22 protein-coding genes and 2 tRNA genes are annotated in these 17,691 nt (G+C 43.7%); 10 read left to right on the forward strand and 14 right to left on the reverse strand.

Going from position 1 to position 17,691, the window contains the following annotated elements; all coding sequences use genetic code 11:
* The first annotated feature begins 263 nt into the window (after positions 1-263).
* Complete coding sequence (locus tag NST74_RS21980) at positions 264-422, forward strand: hypothetical protein (protein WP_339287630.1); 159 nt, start codon at positions 264-266, stop codon at positions 420-422.
* A gap of 2 nt (positions 423-424) precedes the next feature.
* Here NST74_RS21980 and NST74_RS21985 read toward each other — a convergent pair whose 3' ends face one another.
* Both NST74_RS21985 and NST74_RS21990 read right to left on the reverse strand, forming a co-directional pair.
* Positions 425-760 (reverse strand): YolD-like family protein, encoded by a 336-nt coding sequence (locus tag NST74_RS21985; protein ID WP_042130171.1) that lies wholly within the window; start codon positions 758-760, stop codon positions 425-427.
* Between the two features lie 379 nt (positions 761-1,139).
* Entirely contained in the window at positions 1,140-1,700 is a 561-nt protein-coding gene (locus tag NST74_RS21990) for a hypothetical protein (protein ID WP_341114446.1), read from the reverse strand.
* A 118-nt stretch (positions 1,701-1,818) separates the two neighbouring features.
* Here NST74_RS21990 and NST74_RS21995 point away from each other — a divergent pair, with 118 nt between their 5' ends.
* Positions 1,819-2,307, forward strand: coding sequence for a PH domain-containing protein (locus NST74_RS21995; protein WP_341114448.1), 489 nt, complete (start codon positions 1,819-1,821; stop codon positions 2,305-2,307).
* Positions 2,308-2,387: 80 nt separating this feature from the next.
* On the opposite strand, the gene NST74_RS22000 is transcribed toward NST74_RS21995, so the two are convergent.
* A complete protein-coding gene (locus NST74_RS22000) occupies positions 2,388-3,863 on the reverse strand; it encodes a glycosyl hydrolase (RefSeq protein ID WP_341114450.1) in 1,476 nt (491 codons plus the stop codon).
* Between the two features lie 168 nt (positions 3,864-4,031).
* Positions 4,032-4,448: a cytidine deaminase gene (locus NST74_RS22005; protein WP_076117456.1), complete on the reverse strand. Its 417-nt coding sequence runs from the start codon at positions 4,446-4,448 to the stop codon at positions 4,032-4,034.
* 107 nt (positions 4,449-4,555) lie between these two features.
* Between NST74_RS22005 and NST74_RS22010 the strand changes: the two genes are divergently transcribed.
* Entirely contained in the window at positions 4,556-4,987 is a 432-nt protein-coding gene (locus tag NST74_RS22010; protein ID WP_341115952.1) for a NucA/NucB deoxyribonuclease domain-containing protein, read from the forward strand.
* A gap of 79 nt (positions 4,988-5,066) precedes the next feature.
* Here NST74_RS22010 and NST74_RS22015 read toward each other — a convergent pair whose 3' ends face one another.
* The gene (locus NST74_RS22015; RefSeq protein ID WP_156114850.1) at positions 5,067-5,213 is read right to left on the reverse strand and encodes a hypothetical protein; all 147 of its coding nucleotides are present in this window, start codon (positions 5,211-5,213) and stop codon (positions 5,067-5,069) included.
* Between the two features lie 150 nt (positions 5,214-5,363).
* Here NST74_RS22015 and NST74_RS22020 point away from each other — a divergent pair, with 150 nt between their 5' ends.
* From NST74_RS22020 to NST74_RS22030, 3 genes are all read left to right on the forward strand, one after another.
* On the forward strand, positions 5,364-5,540 hold the full coding sequence (locus tag NST74_RS22020; protein WP_076098563.1) for a YjfB family protein: 177 nt from the start codon (positions 5,364-5,366) through the stop codon (positions 5,538-5,540).
* A 150-nt stretch (positions 5,541-5,690) separates the two neighbouring features.
* Positions 5,691-6,224 carry an ImmA/IrrE family metallo-endopeptidase gene (locus tag NST74_RS22025; protein ID WP_339291430.1) on the forward strand — a complete coding sequence of 178 codons (534 nt, stop codon included), beginning with the start codon at positions 5,691-5,693 and terminating at the stop codon, positions 6,222-6,224.
* Positions 6,225-6,270: 46 nt separating this feature from the next.
* Positions 6,271-6,462, forward strand: a complete 192-nt coding sequence (locus tag NST74_RS22030) for a hypothetical protein (protein WP_341114452.1) — start codon at positions 6,271-6,273, stop codon at positions 6,460-6,462.
* Between the two features lie 126 nt (positions 6,463-6,588).
* Here the strand turns inward: NST74_RS22030 and NST74_RS22035 are convergent, their stop codons facing one another.
* Positions 6,589-6,762 (reverse strand): hypothetical protein, encoded by a 174-nt coding sequence (locus NST74_RS22035; protein ID WP_341114453.1) that lies wholly within the window; start codon positions 6,760-6,762, stop codon positions 6,589-6,591.
* 64 nt (positions 6,763-6,826) lie between these two features.
* On the opposite strand from NST74_RS22035, the gene NST74_RS22040 reads away from it, so the two are divergent.
* The 4 genes from NST74_RS22040 to NST74_RS22055 all read left to right on the forward strand — a co-directional run bounded on the left by NST74_RS22040 (position 6,827) and on the right by NST74_RS22055 (position 9,308).
* A complete protein-coding gene (locus tag NST74_RS22040) occupies positions 6,827-7,018 on the forward strand; it encodes a hypothetical protein (protein WP_341114454.1) in 192 nt (63 codons plus the stop codon).
* A gap of 178 nt (positions 7,019-7,196) precedes the next feature.
* Positions 7,197-7,691: an RNA polymerase sigma factor gene (locus NST74_RS22045; protein WP_339287637.1), complete on the forward strand. Its 495-nt coding sequence runs from the start codon at positions 7,197-7,199 to the stop codon at positions 7,689-7,691.
* Entirely contained in the window at positions 7,688-8,677 is a 990-nt protein-coding gene (locus NST74_RS22050) for a hypothetical protein (RefSeq protein WP_341114455.1), read from the forward strand. Before NST74_RS22045 ends, NST74_RS22050 begins: the two co-directional genes overlap by 4 nt.
* Before the next feature lie 283 nt (positions 8,678-8,960).
* Positions 8,961-9,308, forward strand: a complete 348-nt coding sequence (locus NST74_RS22055) for a hypothetical protein (RefSeq protein ID WP_341114456.1) — start codon at positions 8,961-8,963, stop codon at positions 9,306-9,308.
* 230 nt (positions 9,309-9,538) lie between these two features.
* Here the strand turns inward: NST74_RS22055 and NST74_RS22060 are convergent, their stop codons facing one another.
* The 8 genes from NST74_RS22060 to carB form a co-directional block, all read right to left on the reverse strand.
* A complete protein-coding gene (locus NST74_RS22060; RefSeq protein ID WP_341115953.1) occupies positions 9,539-10,051 on the reverse strand; it encodes a DUF3189 family protein in 513 nt (170 codons plus the stop codon).
* A 309-nt stretch (positions 10,052-10,360) separates the two neighbouring features.
* Positions 10,361-10,434, reverse strand: a tRNA-Ile gene (locus tag NST74_RS22065).
* 44 nt (positions 10,435-10,478) lie between these two features.
* Positions 10,479-10,555, reverse strand: a tRNA-Met gene (locus tag NST74_RS22070).
* Positions 10,556-10,637: 82 nt separating this feature from the next.
* The gene (locus NST74_RS22075) at positions 10,638-10,802 is read right to left on the reverse strand and encodes a hypothetical protein (protein WP_019909365.1); all 165 of its coding nucleotides are present in this window, start codon (positions 10,800-10,802) and stop codon (positions 10,638-10,640) included.
* 112 nt (positions 10,803-10,914) lie between these two features.
* The gene (locus NST74_RS22080) at positions 10,915-12,402 is read right to left on the reverse strand and encodes an ABC transporter substrate-binding protein (protein ID WP_341114457.1); all 1,488 of its coding nucleotides are present in this window, start codon (positions 12,400-12,402) and stop codon (positions 10,915-10,917) included.
* Positions 12,403-12,970: 568 nt separating this feature from the next.
* Positions 12,971-13,609 (reverse strand): orotate phosphoribosyltransferase, encoded by a 639-nt coding sequence (pyrE, locus tag NST74_RS22085; RefSeq protein ID WP_341114458.1) that lies wholly within the window; start codon positions 13,607-13,609, stop codon positions 12,971-12,973.
* Positions 13,606-14,352 carry an orotidine-5'-phosphate decarboxylase gene (pyrF, locus tag NST74_RS22090; RefSeq protein WP_341114460.1) on the reverse strand — a complete coding sequence of 249 codons (747 nt, stop codon included), beginning with the start codon at positions 14,350-14,352 and terminating at the stop codon, positions 13,606-13,608. Before pyrF ends, pyrE begins: the two co-directional genes overlap by 4 nt.
* Positions 14,353-14,462: 110 nt before the next feature.
* Positions 14,463-17,690: a carbamoyl-phosphate synthase large subunit gene (gene carB / locus NST74_RS22095; protein WP_042130197.1), complete on the reverse strand. Its 3,228-nt coding sequence runs from the start codon at positions 17,688-17,690 to the stop codon at positions 14,463-14,465.
* Position 17,691: the final 1 nt, after the last annotated feature.

The following is a 17,691-nucleotide window of genomic DNA, read 5'->3' on the forward strand; positions in this document are numbered from 1 at the left end:
CCGACTCCCCATTCGCTTGTACTAATACCCCTGCTTGCCTTAGCATACAAGCATAAACGTCTTCAGCGTCCCTGTAAGGAAGGATGATAAGCGTTTAAGCGACAAATATAAGACATAAAGGATAGGTGCATAACTTTCTTATATTTTTAAAAAAGACCCCGGTATCCCCGAGATCCAACCTGAAAGGTAGCTATTCACGGCTTCTCCACCTTGGATCAATTCCACAAAAAAGGGCAAAATATTAGCGAAAGGTGGGAACACATATGGACATTCATAGCGATAGCTATAGAGTTGCTGCACTCAGCGAACAGGATGAAGCACTCGAAATTATTCGGAATGCCGAAGCTTCTATTGCACATCTAACCGGCAACCCAACCGTGACTCTAATTGCTTATGAAAAAAGTGAAGGCAGCAATTCTTAGCATTAGACGATGTAAACCTCAACAAGGTCATCCACATTGATCCACTTCCATTCCTCCGCCCACTGCAGCTTAAACTCACGCGAGTGGGTGTGAATGGAGGTCACAAAGCCACTTATTGTCGTATTCTCAAAGGGATCAAACAACACAACAGTCACACGCACATGACTTCGTAACGATAAGGCTAGTGTACATTCGATTTCCTCCAGCTTCTGCTCATCCAGAATAGGCTTAATACGGCGCAGCGTCTCCCGTTCATCCCTAATAATTCTTACCTTGTGCTCCGGCAGCATCATCCGACTGCTTTCCCACAGTCCGTTTTTCTCCAGCTTTTTGCCCATGGTAACCCCTCCCTAATATCTATACTATCCTATATATACGAACGTATGTTTGTATTATATCCATACCTTCGCTGAATAATCAATAATCAGGAAAAAGATACCACTTTTCTATCTTCCTCTTTATCTAAAAGTTGTATAATAATACATATCTGATCGAGAGGAGCTTTCCACTTGAAAAAAAATACTGCACTTCTCATCCTAATCCCTGCGTTATTCCTGTGCATATACCCCCTCGTATATCAAAGTAATACACTCTCAGACCTTACAAAAGGAATTGTAGCTGGCTTATTTATTGGATTGGCCGTGTTACCTCTACTTAAGCTCAAAATCGCAGCAAAAAGACGCTGACAGTTAAACTATACAGCGTCTACATTCCGATCTATTCTTTAACGTTCTCTGACTCAGTGGTGGACTGACCATCGGCATCGATAAGCCCTGTTGCTTCTCTTGCTTCATTAAGCTTGGATATGCCGTACAGCATCGCTACATCAGCGTTCTGATTCAATTCCTGGAACTGCTCAGCAGTGACCTCTGTGGAATCAGCACCTTGAGAAGCTTGTTCTTTTAGAGCATAAGCACTTTGAAAAGCAATTTTGGACTCCTCAAGCAGCTTACGAATATCTTCAGGCAAGCTAGAAGAGATCTTCACCTTTTCAGCCTGATTAGATAGGTCTGTTGCAGTTTTCTGGAATTCGTTAATCTTCTTCTCTAGCTGCTTGTCCGAAAGCTCTCCTGCTGAATAACCAGCGATGGCTTCGTTGAACTCCGCTAAAGATGATTTTCCTGATTCCTCAAGTTTAGACATTTCATTGTAGAAGTTTTGCACGGTCTCCTGCACTTCTTCCTCTGAGGCAGGCGCCGATGAAGTTGAATTATTATTGCTGCAGGCGCTAAGGATGACAGTCAACATTAGCGTTCCTATTAGTAACACTTTTTTCATTTATTTATCCCTCCACTTAACAGAATAATGTCGCTTTGTGTAAAGTGCAAATGAAATTTATGTAAAATGACTATTATGTTATAATTATTTCAATTGTAATTAGGGAAGGAGAGTTTGTATGCCTTATTGCACAACCTGCGGTTCAGAATATAAGCAGGGCGTGAAATTTTGTGGAGAATGTGGATCTAGCATTGACGGCACCGCTCCAGTGACCGCCCGGCGTCCATCAGCAAATCTAAACGCTACTCAAGAAGTCGTACTCTGGAAAGGTAAACCGGCTAGCATCTCGGATCGCCTCAAAGGAATCGTACGCCTAAACACGACTACGTACACCATTACAAGCCAGCGCATTATGGTAAAGACCGGACTTATCGGTAAAAATGTCGAAGAAATTGAATTACTGCGCGTACGCGATTTATCCGTAGCACAATCTATTATGGACCGGATGCTTGGCATTGGTTCATTAACTGTATTTTCTGATGATGCCTCAGCGCCTCAGCTTCTTTTCCGAAAAATCCATGATGCCCAAACCGTCAAAGATGTTCTGCGCAAAGCCGTTCGAGACGAGAAGATCGCCAACAACATTAGCTACCGCGAACAAATCTAAGTTTGTTTTTAAGTTAAAAAAAGCCCCGAAATCCGGGGCTTTTTTTGTGCTTACGCTTCGACGCTCAAAGCAGATATTTTTTATGGAAGATAGAACGCACTTGCTGGAATAATCCCCTTTGGCTGGCTAGGGCTTTCCCATTGCAATACAATCCGCGCGTCCCCCTCATTCTCATAGTATTCCACTTTTACTTCGTGCAGCTTGCCTGCAATCAGATTCACACTACCTTTTCGCTCCTGTCCACTCTGCTTCACCCAACTGTCAATGATTAACCCTCCATCAATCCACACCCGTACCCCGTCATCAGAGGAGGAGTAAATGGTATAAGTCTCACTATTAGCTGCCGTCAGCTTACCGCTCCAACGTATAGAGAAAGCATCGACAAGAATGGCTGGATCGGGTGAACCCTGTTTCCATGAAAATTGGATGTTCGCATCAGTTCGCGTCAACACAGGAGTCCCGCTAAGGGTCATATTATTGTAATATTGCCCCCATAGCCCGCTTTGCAGCACACTATCTCCCTTAGCAGCCACAATCGCTGCCTCAGCAGCATATTCATCTCGTGTGAATACAAAGCTGTCGTTCATAAAGGCTCTAATCACCGCATCGGTGTTTTTCTCATAAAGAAGCTTGCCCCAGGTCATTTGATAAGACCATTTCGGCTGCGATTTAGCCAGTAGTGTAGGAGAAGGAAGCTCTCCGTTCTCTCCAATCGCGATCAGCTTTCCTCGTCCAAGATCCCATAGACTATCATAGTGACTTCCCTTGAAATCGCCGTCATAGATGTCTAGCGCCAGCACATCTACTTTGTCACCGCTCGGATAGTATTCCGCAGGCTCATCACACCATTGATTTTTGGCGTTTGGGCTCCATACCCACAATAAATTATGCAGCTTATGATAGCTGGTAAAACGGTCAAACATAAGGTTCCAGAGTTCTACGTAATTGCTCTTCTGCCCCCACCAGAACCATCCACCATTCATTTCATGATACGGCCGCCAGAGCACGGGAACGCCTGCATCATTAAGTTTTTTTAAAGACAGGGCTATCTTATCCAGCTCAGCGATCAGTGCGTTATACTGAGTCGTACCCGGAGTTATATATTTGTCAAAATCAGCGTTGCTTATGCTCGTAGATACATTAGTCCAAGCCGGCGCTGTCCCTGGCAACTGGGCGTGATAACTAATCGTTACGATTCCACCGGCTTTATACCAACGAATAGCACTGCTAACAACCCAATCCCGCTGATTGTCTATTAGCGCCGCCGTTTGATTATTGATTGCTCCCAGCTCATAGCCATGAAGGGCGGCGTATTGCCCGCTAGTATTTTTCAGCTTCTCATTGAACTCATCCGCGCTCTCCAAATAATCATGTTGTCCACTAATCCATCCTTTTCCTTGCAAAAAATAAAGGGTATTCAACAATTTCTGAGCAGAGGTTACCGTTTCCGAATCTGCCGGAGTCATTTGCAATTTACGATATGCTATTTGCCACTGAACATCGTTCACAAACCTCGATGCCGAATCAACCATATTTCGAAGGTTGCGCTGTTCCATCCACTCTCACATCCTTTTAACTTTTTTAAGTTATAGTATGGGGACAATAGTGACATGAACTCAGCGAATGGACATGAAGCTGTAAATTAATTTAGGACAGTGTAAGGAACTGCTGAATAAATTCACGGCTCAATAAAAAAAGGAGCCTATTGGCTCCTTTATTCCAAACTACCTCGTATATCTCAGCGGTAGTAATTCGGTAATATCATATTTGGCTAACCGGCCTTCCTCGGATACAATAACTTTGCAATCCTTCCCGTAATCAGCAATTAACTCACGGCACATCCCGCAGGGAGAGACTACTTTAATCTCTCTTTCCCCGCTATCCGGATCAGAATGTCTTACGGCAACAATCGTATCAAATTCCTTGTAGCCTTCGGATATCGCTTTTCCAATCACCATCGCTTCTGCACAGACTGTAATCCGCCCCATGCTAGCTTCTACATGTACCGCTGTAAAGATCTCCCCCGTCTTCGTACGGAGCGCCGCTCCAACATGGTGTCTTTCCCATTCATAACGTCTAGTAATAATATCTTCAGCAGAGGCTATAAGCGTCTGATCCTCAATCGTAATTAAATACTCCATATCCAATTCCGTCCTCCTCTTATTTTTCCTAAGTATATTAAATCGCACTGCATTATGATATAAGATATACTATTTTAAGTTCCAAAAAAGGAGGAGCAGATTTGAAAATACAGAAATTACTCACCAGTCTCATCATTGTTGTGTTACTCGCTTTCGGCGGTTACTGGTATGAACAGAACGGAGACCCGGCAGCCCCCTCGTCCACATCCGATTCAGAAGTTGTTCAGCTCATCTTCCCATCAGATCGTTATCCTGAGACCGCCAAGCATATTCAGGATGCGATTGCCAAAGGGGAGTCTGCCACATGTACCATTAACCGTGAGCAGGCTGAAGAGAACCGCAAAGAATCCTTAAAAGGGATCCCTACCAAAAAAGGCTACGACCGCGACGAATGGCCCATGGCCATGTGTGATGAAGGCGGCGAAGGGGCCGACATTGAATACATAACGCCAAAAGATAATCGCGGGGCAGGAAGCTGGGTTGGTAATCAGCTAGAAGATTATGCGGATGGAACCCGCGTAGAATTTATGTTCAAATAACAAGCTTCGGAAACAATGCTCCAAAAGAATAGCCCCATCCGGTATATACCGGATGGGGCTACAATGTGCATCAGCTAGCTTAGAATAAGCAAGCTTTAGTGATGATAACCAGCAAGATGAAGAGTACCAGAATAGCTCCCGTTGAAGTAAAAGGACTACACACCGGACCTACGTTTGCTGGGCTTACTACAGGACCTACGTTACAACCACAATGTTCCATTCCCATTTTTAATTCCTCCTAATGATTAATGACTACAGCACAAGATATGTAAAAAGGAGATAAGCCGTTTGGGCGAATTGGCAAACAAAATGCCGAACACCTAATGAATTAAATGGACAGAGTCGATATACAGGATATACACGAAGGAGGTGCAATATGGATATAGCTGCATTATCAATGGCAATGAGTCAAGCATCCTTAGCTCAGAATGTGGGGATACAGGTCATGAATATAGCCAAAAATCAGGCTGAAACCCAGAGTCAAACGATGGTGGAAATGCTGGGCAAAAGCGTTGCTCCGAATTTAGGAAAAACACTTGATATTAGTGTTTAATTGCATTATGCTAAGGACACACAAGAACACTCGTTCTTATGTGTCCTTATATTTTTTTACTTTACATAGCCTTCGGGCTTTTCTTTTGTTCATTTATGCGAACATACGATCCTATAATTGATTCTGAATGAGGTGAATGATGTGGATAACATGAAATCCTATTATCAAATGACTGCACTGGAGAAGTGGACGGAAGATTTATACAAACGTCTAAACCTTACTCAGCCTTCGCAAATATCGATTGCCTATATTGCAGAACGGCTTAATATTTGGGTTCATTATTTGGATGTAAGAAGCAAGAGTATCGAAGCATCAGCGGGGATGTACACCATGTTTATCGACAACCGGCTTCCAGCTAGCCTGCAGCGGCTAGAGTTTCTCCACGAGCTCTGTCACCTGCTCCGCCATGGTACCAATCATATATTGATGCCAGAACATTTTACGCGGGCACAGGAGGATGAATCCGAGCGTTTTATTCTTTATGCAGCTATGCCCTACTCCATGATCTCCCGTTTGAAGTTGCCAGAACAACGAGAGGAAGCCATTAGCTATCTTGCAGCAGAATTTCAAGTGCCAAGCGAGCTGGCTTTACAGCGGATTGATCAAATTCAAAGACGTGTTTTTCAGGGGCAATTATTGGCCGTGATGGGAAGAAACGAAGAACGATTAACACATATTCAATAATGACTGCGGAGATAATAAGGCTAGTTGCAATGAAGGACCATTAATTATGGTGGAATTTCTCGCAAGGGGGATCGATATGGAAGCCATTAAAGTAATTGAATTATTGATGACTCATCCAGATTATAACGTAGATGCAGTACACCCCGAAATTCCGGATTTTGTTGGGATCGAGTCGATTGAAGTGGATCATGAAACGGGGACCTTCTCCATTTTATTGCAAGAACCCAAAGACGACTGAAGATGATTTGTGTAAGTTCATAATAAAAAGGCAGCAAGTATAGTATACCCAGGCAATTCTTTACCTACGCGGGTTTAACTATCGGCGGGAAATTTGCTGCCTTATTTGTAATAGTAAAGCTCTCTATTATGCGGATACAAACTGAATCACACCAATAAGAGTTAGAATGAGGAATATGCCCACGAACCCCCAAATAATAAACCATAAGACTCTTAGCCCTGGCAGTTTTGGACTTGAATGATTTTCTAGTACCTTAATACGTCGCTCCAACTCCTGTATTTTTTCCTCTTGCTGCGTCATCTTTTTTCCTCCCTTCTAATGTGTAAACTAATGTATTATCTTATAATATATACATTTTATCTAAATGGAGGAAATTAATGAAGAAACGAACAAAAATAATTCTTATGTAAGCACAACGGTTATCTTTGCAGATGAACCTAACGCAAGATACTTTTATAGAAAAGAGAAGGATCTGATTTATCAATACAGCATGGCTCCTGTAAAAGGTTCTGATCCAAAATATACATATAAACATATTGAGGAGCGTCTCCCGTAAAGGGGGAACTTCTATTATAAAGACGCGATTGTCTCAGCAGTCAGGATTATGGCTACTAAGACAATCGCGTTTTTTAGATCCTAACCCTTGATCTATATGGCTAACAAAATTTTCTCAGGAACATAATGTGACCAGATGCCGTCCTAAATGGTGTTATAGGTAAAGGGGGCATAGAATCATGCAGCGATCCATGACCCGGCCGGGAAATCATGTGATAAAGAGTTACGAAATCTACGCAGATATGCTGTTCCGAATCGCCTTGGTCCATCTAGGCAGCCGCCAAGATGCCGAAGAAGCTACTCAGGAGACCTTCATCAAACTGATAGAAAAGGCGCCAAAGTTCAAAGATGCTGAACATCAGAAAGCATGGCTGATCCGCGTAATCACCAATCATTGTAAAACATTACTGGGTAGAGGCTGGCGAAAGCGTGAGGTTAAGCTGGAAAGCGCTGAGCCGATTGCGATAGACAACCCCGAAGAATTGGCTCTATTGCAATTAGTTATGGCGATGCCCATGAAGTATAAAACTGTAATCCATCTTTACTATTACGAGGATTATCCCATCCAGGAAATCAGCAAGATTCTGCAGATTAGTCAGTCTGCCGTGAAGATGAGACTTCAGCGGGGACGGCAACTGCTAAAACTAGAACTGGAAGGAGCGGAATCACAATGAAGGAAGATCAGTTTCGAACATTATATACGAAAGCGGTGGATTCTATGAAACCAGGTGAAGAGATGAAAAAAAAATTGATCGACAAACTGGTGCACCAGCAGGAGCGGAAACGTCCACGCAAAACGGTTTATATCGCGGCAAGTATCGTGCTTGCTGCCGGAATCGGCTTGGCTGCACCGAATATATGGCAGCAGTTGAACGGTCAGAGCACCCAAGGACAGATTGCTCAAGTAACTCCGGGCCCAGGTGATGCAGGCAATCCTAGCACAGATACGTCCAGAAGCATTATCATCCCCAAGCTGGAACTGCCGGATACCAAGTCTGGCGTTAAGGCAGATATGATCGCTCTAGTCGTGTATAAAGATAATATTTATACACAGTCTGCAACTCGCATCGACGCCTCCGACGCTGCCGCTCTGCGCGATGACAAGCTGGGACGGACTACAGGTGGCATCGATGAATGGAGCGGTAAAGACAAATATATTGAGCTAGCTTCTAACATCGGAGAGACGGATATCTATTCTGTGAAGGGATATGATTCCAATTTCCTGATTATGTCCTATTCGGAAATCAACGGCGAGGTATTCGCCGAACTGTATGAACATACGAACGGCATCACCGTAAACAGCGGTACTGATCTGTTCGGCAAGCTAAATCTTGAGGGCAGAATTACTTCAGCTCAGTGGGAAAGCTTCGACAGCTGGAACAATGGACTACAGAAGTACACACCGCTTGCTGTCGACGAGGCGTTTAGCGGCTTCCTGACGGCACTCAACGCGGCTAAACCACTGGCAGCAGAGCCACTTATCGAGCAAGGCATCTACGACAGCGAAGAGCGTAAGATCATCTATCTACAGTTGGAAGACAACGCCCGGGTAGAGCTGACGCTGTTCGGTCAAGGACTTGTACGTTACGGTCAGGCACCGGTATTCTTCGAAGTCGAATCTGAGGCATTCCAGAAGCTCTGGGATAGTATGAAACTATAGGGATGTTGGTCGGAAACCCAGCATACAGCGATCGAGACAACGATTACGACAACGTTACGGGCGCTATACCCATTAGAGAAGTCTAGCTGGATACGCAAAAAGGGCACTGCTTCCAAACCATTTCATGGCTTTGCGACAGCGTCCTTTTTGTATTGGTTATATGGTTTGCATTGCACCATGCCAGAATATCAGATTCTAAATAAAAATCCATATATCGCCAAAAGTTTTCGTGTAGTAGAATGATTTTGTCGATTAATATATGTGTTTAAGAAGGAGTGATTAGATGGGTGCAAAAAATAAAGTTATAGCTGGTGACTATGAAGGTAAAGTAATAATGTCTACTCTTGGAATTGTAAATTTGCAAACTGGTTTTTTAAAAACAATCACAATAGACAAAAACACTGTAGAGGATTATGAGATAATGGACGAAACTCATTCCAAAAGTGCTGTGAGTGCTGTAGGAAGAGGATTAGTGGGAGGATTTCTACTCGGACCGGTTGGTTTGCTTGCTGGCCTTTCAGCTAAGAGCAAAGGGGTTCATATCATTGCAGTTCAGTTCAAGGATGGAAAGAAGAGTTTAATAGAGATAGACGAAAAAATTTACAAAGCTTTTTTGAAGAATTGTTTTTAGAGAGAGTACATAGTGTAAAAGAGCCGTTGTAGGTTACTCCTATGATGGCTCTTTTACATGTTCAATATTGCTATGACATCGGGACTCAAAAAAGGAACGCCCACCATGGACGCTCCTTGTATTTCTTATTCGTCTACTCTACAACATTCTAGCTAGTTACGCATTTACACTTTCCGTAGCACTTTCATCAAATCAATGTCAGATTTCTATTTGGGATTTACCTTAAATTATTACTTATAGATTTCATTTGCTAAAATAATAACTTGTTCCTCATTGGAGGACTTCCCTATTTGTTTCGTATTTTCAACCAATCGAAAAATATTATCACAACATTGCTTAGCACCCATTACCAATAAAGGAACACCAATAAAATCAATTGATAATCCTCTTGAGAAGAACCCTCCGATTGACATCAGGATGGGCACCGTAGGTGAAGTATTAGAGAATATTATTTTTTCTTCAAAATGATGTCTACTTTCAAGTAATAAACTAAGGTCTCTTAAGGCTGGGACTACAAGTTTTGATGACTTTCTACCAATTGTATAAACAGAGTCTCCATTTTCATCAATTCCGTGAAAAATAATCTTACCAGAATCATTTTTCGTTAACTTATTGAAAAATTTAACATTCAATATTTCCTCTGTAGTTAATTTTCGCTCAGACTGAGTAATTTGTTTCAAATGATAAGCTGCTGCTAAAGATGTTGTATGTGTCCCACCATAGTCATTATAGATATAAATCATAATATCATCCTTCATATTTTTTCTATTATGATTATATCCATTGTTTTATGATGTGATTCGTTTAATTAATTTCAGACCCTAACTGCACATTAAGGAGGTATGCATGCAGCAAAGCAATGACTGATGCTGAAAAAGGATTGGATCTAAAGCAGATTGTGTTTTCATTGGCACTTTATAGTGGAGTGAGACGTGGTGTGATCCTTGACCTTCGCTAGTATGACATCGACTTTAAAAAGAAACAGCACAAGTCGACTATTTCTATATTTATAGACAGCAAAAAACCCTTACAAAGTAAGGGTTTTCTCTAAGTGGGCCCTGAGGGACTCGAACCCCCGACCAATCGGTTATGAGCCGACCGCTCTAACCAACTGAGCTAAGGGCCCGGATCTAAAAATATCCGAATGTACAATTGCTGTTGTAAATAAATTGGTTGCGGGGGCAGGATTTGAACCTGCGGCCTTCGGGTTATGAGCCCGACGAGCTACCGGGCTGCTCCACCCCGCGTCAGAAAAAATATTCAAACAGCGACAATAAATAATATACATTACAAATTGGGTCTACGTCAAGGAAGAATTTATAAAAGTTCTTAAGGCAGAAATCTAACTCCGTACCTTCCCTTACGGGATCGATAAATTTCTACAAAACGCGGGTCATGATAACCGTAAATCCAGCCATCTTGCTCCAATCTTTTAGCCAAACAACCTGCTTGAAATCTGGTCCTGAACAGTTTCGCGAAGTATATCCAATTCATGATGCCCTCTTCTCCTTTTCGCAAATTTATGATACACCGCTCTGAACTTATCATGCCCAAGTTCCACAAAATAAGCCACCAGAAAACTGGTGGCTTAGGGCATATTCCAGAGTCATTCACCGATCGAGTCGAAATAGACCGTAGGATCTTTTTCAAGTGTATCCAGCATGGTATTCCCTTGCTTCTCCCAAGCTTTGAGTGCATTCTCGACGGTTTTCTTACCCTGATAAACATCAATGAATAATTGACGTCCAACATCACTAATTCGGCTAACCCCAGGCTTCTGCATCTGTAAACTAATCAATAAAGGATCCGTTGCAGGTAATGGTCGGAGCGTATAAAAAGCTTCCAAGTTTACAGAAGGGGTCTGGGCGGTAATATAATCCTTGCGGGAAGTCAGTTCACTCTTGTTATGGGCTTTAATTTTCGCAACCTCATTACTGTTGACGAACTTAATCAAATCCCAAGCATCTTCTTTATTAGTAGCCGTAGAACTAATAGCCATCATATTCCCAAGCCATGTTCCAATGGCAACACCAGGCTTCTCTTGATAAGTGGGTACAGTAACCACACCCCATTTGAAAGGATGGTAATTCTTGATCTTAGCAGCATTACGCTCCACTACCGCCAGATCATTGAGATAGCCGTATTCCCCAACGACCATTGCCGCTTTTCCTGCGAGGAATAAATCCCCTTGGATTGGACTATAGCTATCCCCTTCTGTTCCTGCAAAATCCAACCCATTTAACCCAGGTACAATTTGCTTTTTAACCAACTGACTGTAAGTAGTCCAAGCCTGATGCCACTGTGTAGTATTTACAGTCATATGCTGACCTTTATTATCGTACATTGTAAGTTCTAGCGGTGCGACATAGCTCTGCATATCCCAGAATGGATCACTTAAGTAACGGTTCATCGAGAACCCATATATCTGAGTTTCTTTATTTGTTGATCTCTTCGTCACCTTATCTGCCAGCGTAAACAATTCATTCCAAGTCATCTTGTCCGTTGGGTAGCCGACACCAGCAGCATCAAAGATTCCCTTATTATAAAAAAGCGCACTAGATGAGAAGGTCGGCGCCAACGCAAAAAGACTTCCTCTTCCTAGCTCACGAACTCCATTCAGCGTTGTAGGCGCCATATTGCTTAAATCATACTGATCACGCGCTATAAGCGGCTCCAGCGATTGGACAAGATTATGATCTACCAAACTCTTCACTAATGCGCTATCACCGACAATCACATCAACAGGCTTATCCCCGCCCATAATCGCACGGATATTTTCTAAATTATCAGAGCTTGTGTCTGGGGAGGTATTAATGTACCGAAGCTCATTCGTATCTATAGCCGGTATAATCTCCAACTTGATCTCTGGATGCTGCAATTCATACATATCCGTAAACTGTTGACGAAAAAAAGAATCGTCCTCCCCAGACCATAGACTCCCAATACGCAATACACGCTGCTCCGTTGAAGCCTTAGAAGGCTCAGCCCAAGCTGTATTCCACCCATCTGATATTAGTGGTAGTAACAGCGCAGCGCATACTCCAAGGCTTAACCAGCGGCGCCACAGTCGTTTATTGTTGTTTATATGATTCATTATTGTATCCTCCTATAAAATACTTGATCCTTCTACAACTTATGGATAAATAATCCATAATGCTAGTAACAGTATAAAGCTTTAATCCGGAGGGGAAGTTACAGGTCGTTTAAAGTTATACTACGATTTCTTCATATTATTCCTATAAAAATGTTACTAGGAGGTTTCAAAAGGTGCCGTTACCTGCACAATTCCACCCTCTGCGACTGGATAGTTGCACTTTCTGCATCTATTAGTGGTGATTAAGTTCTGTTTCTACTTTTAAGTGCACTCTATGCAGTTAAAACACGTTACTAAGAGCTTCCGGCGAATAACTAGCTGATTATAATTGCATAAAGTGCAACTATAGTGCCCGTTCCACTAAGGGAAGTTAGTTTAAGTGCACGAAGTACAACTATTGGTGTCTGAGATGAAGGAGCGATATAAGTGTCAAGACATAGAACAACTGTGCATTGAGCTACTGTGACATAGATCAACGGTATGCAGAGCATCTGTGCAGTTAAAAAAAGCCCCCCACTAAAAAGTGAGAGGCTCGCCAAAACAAAACTATACTCAATTTTTTTAAAAATTAAACACCAAACGATGACGGATCTTTTCTCCAAGACTTCAGTACTTCTACGTCTGTCGATTCAATTTTGCCTTGTGCAAGAGCCACATCAATCAATGTGCTGTAATTGGACAAGCTTTGTAATGGCATTTCAGCTGCAGCAAAAGCATCCACTGCACGATCCAGCTCATAGCTGAAGATTGCAAGTACTGCTAATACTTCTGCGCCTGCTTCTTGCACGGCCTGAGCGGCTTTAATGGAGCTTCCGCCAGTGGAGATCAAATCTTCAATAACAACTACCTTTTGTCCCGGCTTAATCAGTCCTTCGATCTGATTCTGTTTACCGTGGCCTTTAGCTTTATCACGGATATAAGCCATTGGCAGATTAAGTTTATCTGCTACCCAAGCCGCGTGTGGAATACCTGCGGTTGCTGTACCTGCAATCACTTCAGCGTCTGGATACTCGCTCTTAATAAGCTGAGCGAAGGCATCTGCAATATAGCTGCGAACTTCTGGATAGGCCATAGTCAGACGGTTGTCGCAATAGATCGGCGATTTGATACCAGAGGTCCATGTAAAAGGCTCCTGAGGACGCAGTGCTACTGCTCCAATCTCCAACAGATAACTTGCTACTTGTTCGCTTCTATTTAATGTGCTCATGCTAGGGTCATCTCCTCAATAATGTTTAGTGCTGCTTGACGTGGATCTGGTGAAGCTGTAATCGGCCGTCCTACAACAAGGTAGTGGCTACCTTGACGAATGGCTTTTCCAGGTGTCATAACCCGGGACTGATCGTCCAGAGAAGCACCTGCAGGTCGAATACCTGGTGTAACCGTGCAAAATGCTGGACCGCAAGCTTCTGCGATAGCTGCAGATTCTTGTGGCGAAGCCACTACACCATCTAGACCTGCATCGGCTGCCAGCTTAGCGTATCTTACCACAGTATCCGCTACCTCACCTGCGATCCCAATTTCATTATTCATCACTTCTTGACTCGTACTGGTTAGCTGGGTAACTGCAATAATCAAAGGCATCTTAAGCGTAGCATTAACACTGATTGCTGAAGCCGCTCCTTCACGTGCTGCCGCCATCATAGCTGTGCCCCCTGCCGCATGTACGTTAAACATATCAGCGCCAAGAGTAGTAAGACTTTGAGCGCCACCTTTGACCGTGTTAGGGATATCATGCATTTTCACATCGACGAACACAGAATAGCCACGAGATTTCAGCTCTTGAATAAATTCAGGTCCTGCCGCATAGAACAACTGCATGCCTACCTTCATATAGCAAGGAATGCCTTCAAGCTTATCGATCAAGGCTCTTGCTCCAGTCACATCAGGATAATCCAAGGCGATCATCAGTCGATTCGCCATTGCTTTCCACTCTGCATCTCCAACTCCCATAACCATGCTCCTATCCAGTGCAGACTACATCCACACCCTTTATTTATTAGACCCTAGGCATAGCGGAACGGTCTGCGTAAACGCAAACCGCCCTATGCATCTTTATGAGATTAGTTCAATTGTCCGACAAAAGCAGGCATGGACTGTGACGAGAAGTTAATCGTCTGCAGCATTCTGAGAAGTGCAGTTACTGTATCCAGTGAAGTCATACATACGACGCCATTCTCAACCGCTTCACGGCGGATACGGAATCCGTCACGTTCTGGTGTTTTACCTTTAGTCAGTGTATTAAAGACGAAGTTGGCTTGCCCGCCACGAATCAAGTCGAGAATGTTTGGCGCACCTTCATCCAGTTTATTCACATTCATTACGTTGAGGCCTGCTTCTTCAAGCGCTTGTGCCGTGCCTCCAGTAGCAATGATTTTGTAACCCATGGAGTGGAAGCCTTTCATAAGTTCTACAGCTTCTGCTTTATCCTTATCTGCCACCGTAACGATGATAGCGCCTGTAGCTGGAATTTTCATCCCTGCTCCGATCAGACCCTTGTATAAAGCTTTGGCGTACAATTTATCACGGCCCATAACTTCACCGGTTGATTTCATTTCAGGTCCGAGTGTAGGTTCTACTCTGCGCAGTTTAGCAAAAGAGAACACCGGCACTTTTACCGATACATAATCGCTTTCCGGCCACAAACCTTCTGTATAACCGTCATCCTTCAGCTTGCTGCCGAGAATGATCTTGGTTGCCAAATGCGCCATTGGGATTCCTGTCACCTTGCTCAGGAAAGGAACCGTACGCGAGGAGCGCGGATTTACTTCGATTACGTACACTTCGTTCTGATAGATAACAAACTGGATGTTAACCAGTCCAATCGTCTTCAGTTCCTTAGCGATCTTGATAGTGATTTCGGCGATTTTCGCTTTCAGACCTTCATCCAGATATTGCGGAGGATATACAGCGATGGAGTCACCGGAGTGAACACCTGCACGCTCGACATGTTCCATGATACCTGGAATAACTACTGTCTCACCGTCACAAATCGCGTCTACCTCAACCTCTTTACCTAACATGTAACGGTCAATCAATACCGGATGCTCTGGATTCACTTTCACCGCTTCTACCATGTAGCTGAGCAGTTCAGTATCGTTATATACAATTTCCATTGCACGTCCGCCTAGTACGTAGGAAGGACGAACCAGCACCGGATATCCAAGGGATTGTGCAGTTTCTACGGCTTGATCCACGTCTGTAACCGTCTTACCCTTCGGTTGAGCGATATCAAGACGTGCCAGCAATGCTTCGAATTTCTTACGGTTCTCAGCTTCATCAATGCTGTCAAGACTAGTTCCGAGAATCTTAACACCAGCAGCACTTAGAGGTGCCGCAAGGTTAATCGCAGTCTGACCACCGAATTGAACGATAACTCCAATCGGATTCTCTTGTGCAATTACGTTCATAACATCTTCGAAGAATAGTGGTTCAAAATACAACCGGTCCGAAGTATTGAAGTCTGTAGATACCGTCTCAGGGTTATTATTGATGATAACCGCTTCATATCCAGCCTTCTGAATAGCCCATACTGCATGCACTGTAGAGTAATCGAACTCAATCCCTTGACCGATCCGGATTGGACCAGATCCCAGCACAATAACCTTTTGCTTGTCAGAATGAATGACTTCGTTCTCAGTCTCATAAGTCGAGTAGTAGTAAGGTGTAGTAGCTTCGAACTCAGCCGCACAAGTATCTACCATTTTGAACACAGGTGTTAAGCCTTGCTCCAAACGTAGCGCGCGCACATCAGCTTCTTTAGTAAACTTGCCGTCCGCTTGTCCTTCTGCACGAATCTCAGCAATTGCACGGTCTGTAAAGCCCTTGCGTTTCGCTTGGTATAGAGTTTCCGCAGACAACGTTTCTTCACCGCGAATCACATCTTCAAAGTTAATCAAACCTTCAATTTTGGAGAGGAACCACCAGTCTACGTTCGTAATATCCTGGATCTCTTGCAACCCGTAACCACGACGGAAAGCTTCAGCAATCAGGAACAGACGCTCATCGTCAGGCTTCGCAAGACGTTCACGTAGCACGCTCTCTTCCAATGTCTCTGCACCTGGCAGACGGAAACGGTGTACACCAATTTCCAAGGAACGAATCGCTTTATGAATCGACTCTTCAAAAGTACGGCCGATCGCCATTACTTCGCCTGTCGCTTTCATTTGCGTACCCAGCTTACGGTTCGCGTGAATGAACTTGTCGAACGGCCAGCGTGGAATTTTACTTACGATATAGTCAAGTGTAGGCTCGAAGCATGCATAGGTCTGTCCGGTAACCGGATTGATGATTTCATCCAGCGTGTAACCCATTGCGATTTTGGCAGCCATTTTGGCAATTGGATATCCAGTTGCTTTGGAAGCCAAGGCCGAGGAACGGCTGACACGTGGGTTTACTTCGATTACATAATATTGATAGCTTTGTGGATCAAGTGCGAACTGTACGTTACATCCACCCTCAATATTCAGGGCGCGGATGATTTTGAGCGAAGCTGTACGCAGCATTTGATATTCGCGATCTGACAACGTCTGGCTAGGTGCCACAACAATACTGTCACCTGTATGTACGCCTACAGGATCAAAGTTTTCCATGTTGCAGACAACGATACAGTTGTCATTAGCATCACGCATAACCTCATATTCAACTTCCTTCATGCCGGCAATACTCTTCTCAACCAGACATTGTCCGATCGGGCTATAACGAATACCTGCTTTGACGGTTTCACGCAGTTCTTCTTCGTTATCGCAGATCCCGCCGCCTGTGCCGCCAAGTGTATAGGCTGGACGTACAATCAGAGGGAAACCAATTTCCTCAGCGAATTTCATTGCTTCATCTACAGTAGTAATAATCGTGCTATCCGGTACAGGCTGTTCCAATTCACGCATTAGATCACGGAACAAATCGCGATCTTCTGCTTTCTCGATGGAATCAAGCTGTGTACCAAGAAGCTTAACATTCTCTTGCTCAAGTACACCTGCACGAGCCAATTCTACAGCCATGTTCAGGCCGGTTTGACCGCCCAGCGTTGGAAGCAAGCCATCCGGACGCTCCTGGCGAATAATCGCAGTTACGAATTCAAGCGTAATAGGCTCGATGTACACTTTATCTGCGATATTTGTATCTGTCATAATTGTTGCTGGATTGCTGTTAATCAGTACGACTTCCACGCCTTCTTCTTTAAGGGCTTGGCAAGCCTGAGTTCCTGCGTAGTCAAACTCCGCGGCTTGACCGATGACGATCGGTCCGGAACCGATCACTAGAATTTTTTTAAGCTTATCGTTCTTTGGCATG

Origin of the sequence: Paenibacillus sp. FSL F4-0125 (assembly GCF_038008565.1) — a bacterium.
Taxonomy (GTDB): Bacteria; Bacillota; Bacilli; order Paenibacillales; family Paenibacillaceae; genus Paenibacillus_AQ.

Bases quoted from the DNA above. Each gene is read 5' to 3' on its own strand.
- NST74_RS21980 (WP_339287630.1), top strand. From the start codon at position 264: ATGGACATTCATAGCGATAGCTATAGAGTTGCTGCACTCAGCGAACAG.
- NST74_RS21985 (WP_042130171.1), bottom strand. From the start codon at position 760: ATGGGCAAAAAGCTGGAGAAAAACGGACTGTGGGAAAGCAGTCGGATG.
- NST74_RS21990 (WP_341114446.1), bottom strand. From the start codon at position 1,700: ATGAAAAAAGTGTTACTAATAGGAACGCTAATGTTGACTGTCATCCTT.
- NST74_RS21995 (WP_341114448.1), top strand. From the start codon at position 1,819: ATGCCTTATTGCACAACCTGCGGTTCAGAATATAAGCAGGGCGTGAAA.
- NST74_RS22000 (WP_341114450.1), bottom strand. From the start codon at position 3,863: ATGGAACAGCGCAACCTTCGAAATATGGTTGATTCGGCATCGAGGTTT.
- NST74_RS22005 (WP_076117456.1), bottom strand. From the start codon at position 4,448: ATGGAGTATTTAATTACGATTGAGGATCAGACGCTTATAGCCTCTGCT.
- NST74_RS22015 (WP_156114850.1), bottom strand. From the start codon at position 5,213: ATGGGAATGGAACATTGTGGTTGTAACGTAGGTCCTGTAGTAAGCCCA.
- NST74_RS22020 (WP_076098563.1), top strand. From the start codon at position 5,364: ATGGATATAGCTGCATTATCAATGGCAATGAGTCAAGCATCCTTAGCT.
- NST74_RS22025 (WP_339291430.1), top strand. From the start codon at position 5,691: ATGAAATCCTATTATCAAATGACTGCACTGGAGAAGTGGACGGAAGAT.
- NST74_RS22030 (WP_341114452.1), top strand. From the start codon at position 6,271: ATGGTGGAATTTCTCGCAAGGGGGATCGATATGGAAGCCATTAAAGTA.
- NST74_RS22035 (WP_341114453.1), bottom strand. From the start codon at position 6,762: ATGACGCAGCAAGAGGAAAAAATACAGGAGTTGGAGCGACGTATTAAG.
- NST74_RS22040 (WP_341114454.1), top strand. From the start codon at position 6,827: ATGGAGGAAATTAATGAAGAAACGAACAAAAATAATTCTTATGTAAGC.
- NST74_RS22045 (WP_339287637.1), top strand. From the start codon at position 7,197: ATGCAGCGATCCATGACCCGGCCGGGAAATCATGTGATAAAGAGTTAC.
- NST74_RS22050 (WP_341114455.1), top strand. From the start codon at position 7,688: ATGAAGGAAGATCAGTTTCGAACATTATATACGAAAGCGGTGGATTCT.
- NST74_RS22055 (WP_341114456.1), top strand. From the start codon at position 8,961: ATGGGTGCAAAAAATAAAGTTATAGCTGGTGACTATGAAGGTAAAGTA.
- NST74_RS22060 (WP_341115953.1), bottom strand. From the start codon at position 10,051: ATGATTTATATCTATAATGACTATGGTGGGACACATACAACATCTTTA.
- NST74_RS22075 (WP_019909365.1), bottom strand. From the start codon at position 10,802: ATGAATTGGATATACTTCGCGAAACTGTTCAGGACCAGATTTCAAGCA.
- NST74_RS22080 (WP_341114457.1), bottom strand. From the start codon at position 12,402: ATGAATCATATAAACAACAATAAACGACTGTGGCGCCGCTGGTTAAGC.
- pyrE (WP_341114458.1), bottom strand. From the start codon at position 13,609: ATGAGCACATTAAATAGAAGCGAACAAGTAGCAAGTTATCTGTTGGAG.
- pyrF (WP_341114460.1), bottom strand. From the start codon at position 14,352: ATGGGAGTTGGAGATGCAGAGTGGAAAGCAATGGCGAATCGACTGATG.
- carB (WP_042130197.1), bottom strand. From the start codon at position 17,690: ATGCCAAAGAACGATAAGCTTAAAAAAATTCTAGTGATCGGTTCCGGA.